Source organism: Frankia sp. CcWB2 (assembly GCF_977927585.1).
In genome coordinates this window covers 2,939-5,969 of the sequence record NZ_CDWRCM010000246.1, presented here as the reverse complement: position 1 = coordinate 5,969, position 3,031 = coordinate 2,939, and the positions used below count along the sequence as shown (strand labels likewise).

Sequence of the window (3,031 nt, the reverse complement as noted above, 5' to 3'; positions counted from 1 at the left end):
GGCCGGACAGCACCCGCACGTGCAGCGCGATCCGGGCGGACGCGGTGATCGACTCGAAGATGTGCCGGGTCAGCGTCGTGTCGTAAGTTCCGATCACCCCGACGAGATCCGGTTCGGCGTGCACGCAGTACGGCCGGCCGGACAGGTCGACGGCGGCCTGGGCGAGCGCCTCGTCCAGCGGGACGGTGGCATCCCCGAACCGGCGGATACCCGCCTTGTCGCCGAGCGCCTCGCGCAGGGCGGACCCGAAGGCGATCGAGGTGTCCTCGACGGTGTGGTGGGCGTCGATGTGCAGATCCCCCCGGGTACGCACGGTGAGGTCGAACCCGCCGTGCTTGCCGAGCTGGGACAGCATGTGGTCGAAGAACGGGACGCCGGTGTCCGACGAGGAGATTCCCGTCCCATCGAGGTCGAGCTCGACCAGGACGTCCGACTCCAACGTCTTGCGTTCGATTCGCGCGGTGCGTGCCATCGGGGGCTTCCTCGGTCTCTGTAGGTCTCAAGCCGTGCCAGGGGCTCAGGCCGTGCCAGGGCGCTCGGGCCGTGCCAGGGGCTCAGGCGGTAGCGAGGCTGATGACACCGTCCGCGCCGATGACGCTGCCGGTGAGGGTTCTGCCCAGCGCCCCGAGAAACGCGTCCACCTCGTTCGGCAGCCCGGCGGTGACCCGCAGCCAGCCGGTCAGACCGACGTCGCGGACCAGCACCCCCGCGTCCAACAGGCTCTGCCACACCGCCCGCTGATCAGCGAACCGGCCGAAGAACACGAAGTTGGCATCGCTCGGAGCCAGCCGCAGACCGAGCGCCGGCAGCTCCCGGACGATGCGGTCGCGCTGGGCCTTGACCGCCTCCACCGTGCCGAGCAGCTCGTCGGCGTGCGCGAGCGCCGTGCGCGCGACGGCCTGGGTGAAGCTCGACAGATGGTAAGGCAGCCGCACCAGGTGCAGCGCGCCCACCACGGCGGGGTGCGCGGCGAGATAGCCCACCCGGGCACCGGCCAGCGCGAACGCCTTGCTCATCGTCCGGGTGACGACGAGCCGCGGATGACGGGGCAGCAGCGTCAGCGTGCTGGGCACGCCGGCCCGCCGGAACTCGGCGTAGGCCTCGTCGACGATGACCATACCGCTGCCGGTGGCCTCCACCGCCTCACAGGCGGCGACGACGACCTCGGGCGGCAGGGCCGTGCCCGTCGGATTGTTCGGCGAGCAGAGGAAGACCAGGGCAGGTCGGTGCCGGGCGATCGCGTCGGTGACCGCGGCCGGGGAGAGCGTGAAGTCCTCCGCCCGCTCCCCGGCCACCCACTCGGTGGCGGTGGCCAGCGCGATGAGGCGGTGCATCGAGTAGGACGGCTCGAACCCGAGCGCCACCCGACCGGGCCCGCCGAACGCCTGGAGGAGCTGCTGGAGGATCTCGTTGGAGCCGTTGGCGGCCCAGACCTGGCTGGTGTGCACGCCGAAGCCGGCATCGGGTGTCAGGTAGTAGGCGAGGTCGGCACGCAGCGCCTCGGCGTCCCGGTCGGGATAGCGGTTCGCCTCGGTGGCGACGAGGGCCGCGGCCTTGCCGAGGGCGTCGACCAGCCCGGCCGACGGCGGGTGCGGGTTCTCGTTGGTGTTGAGCCGCACCGGCACGTCGAGCTGCGGAGCGCCGTAGGGCGAGAGCCCGCGCAGGCTGTCGCGCAGCGGCAGGCCGTCGGCGTCCCACGGGCGCCACGGCCGGTCCTCGGCACCGCTCCCGTCCTCGGCACCGCTCCCGGCCGCTTTGAATGTCATCGGAGTCGAACCTCCACCGCGTCGACGTGAGCTGTGAGGTCCTCTGCCCCGCCGAGCGCGGCGATACGCGGGGCGACGGCGGCGAGCCCCTCCCGCGTGCACTCGACCATCTGGACCTGACGTTGGAAGGTGGTGACCGCCAGACCGCCGGAATGCCGGGCGGTGCCGCCGGTGGGCAGGACGTGGTTGGACCCGGCGAGGTAGTCGCCGAGCGGGGCGGGAGCGTAGTCGCCAACGAAGACCGCTCCGGCGTGGCGCACCCGGGCCGCGACCGCGGCGGCGCCCGTGGTGTGGATCTCCAGGTGCTCGGCGGCCCAGCCGTCCGCCACCGCGAGACCCGCGTCAACGTCCGCGACGAGCGCGACCGCCCCCTGGCCGGCGAGCGACTCCGCCACCCGCTCCCGGTGGCGGGTGGCGGGCACCTGCTTGCCGAGCTCGACGTCGACCCCGTCGGCGAGCTCCACCGACGGGGTGATCAGCAGGCAGGCGGCCATCGGGTCGTGCTCGGCCTGGGCGATGAGGTCGGCGGCGACGAAGGCCGGATCCGCGGTGGCGTCGGCGAGGATCGCGACCTCGGTCGGGCCCGCCTCGGCGTCCACCCCGACAACCCCGCGCAGCAGGCGCTTGGCCGCCGTGACGTAAACGTTGCCGGGCCCGGTGATCACATCGACCGGCGGGCAGCTCGCGGTCCCGTAGGCGGCCATCGCCACGGCCTGGGCTCCGCCGGCCGCGTAGACCTCCTCGACACCGAGCAGCGCGCAGGCGGCGAGGACCACCGGGTGCGGCAGCCCGCCGTTGTCCTTCTGCGGCGGGGAGAAGACCGCGAGCGAGCCGACCCCGGCCTCCTGAGCGGGCACGACGTTCATCACGACGCTGCTGGGGTAAGCGACCCGCCCGCCCGGCACGTACAGGCCGACCCGCTCCACCGGCACCCATCGCTGCGTCACCGTGGTACCGGGCGCGACCTCGATCGCCACCGGCTCCCGCAGCTGCGCACGGTGCACCAGCCGGGTCCGGCGGATCGCCTCGGTCAGCGCGTCGTACACGGCCGGATCCAGGGCATCCGCGGCGGCGGCGAGAACCTGGGCGGGCACCCGCAGGCTCGGCGGGCGGACGCCGTCGAACCGCTCCGCGGCGGCGAGGACGGCCGCGTCGCCACGGTCCCGCACGTCCGCACAAACCGGCCGGACCGCATCGACAGCGACGTCGACGTCGACCGCGGCCCGCGGCAGTAGCCGCCGGATCTCGGCTGCGGCAGGCACCGC

The 3,031-nt window shown here is 73.6% G+C and carries 3 protein-coding genes; all 3 read right to left on the bottom strand.

The window, feature by feature from the left end:
- On the bottom strand, positions 1-472 hold a 472-nt coding region (locus ACY45C_RS19500; RefSeq protein ID WP_462189010.1), incomplete at its 3' end, for an imidazoleglycerol-phosphate dehydratase.
- Between the two features lie 82 nt (positions 473-554).
- Positions 555-1,766: a histidinol-phosphate transaminase gene (locus ACY45C_RS19495; RefSeq protein ID WP_462189009.1), complete on the bottom strand. Its 1,212-nt coding sequence runs from the start codon at positions 1,764-1,766 to the stop codon at positions 555-557.
- Complete coding sequence (gene hisD, locus ACY45C_RS19490) at positions 1,763-3,028, bottom strand: histidinol dehydrogenase (RefSeq protein ID WP_462189011.1); 1,266 nt, start codon at positions 3,026-3,028, stop codon at positions 1,763-1,765. The genes ACY45C_RS19495 and hisD overlap by 4 nt, the downstream gene beginning before the upstream one ends.
- Positions 3,029-3,031 lie beyond the last annotated feature (3 nt).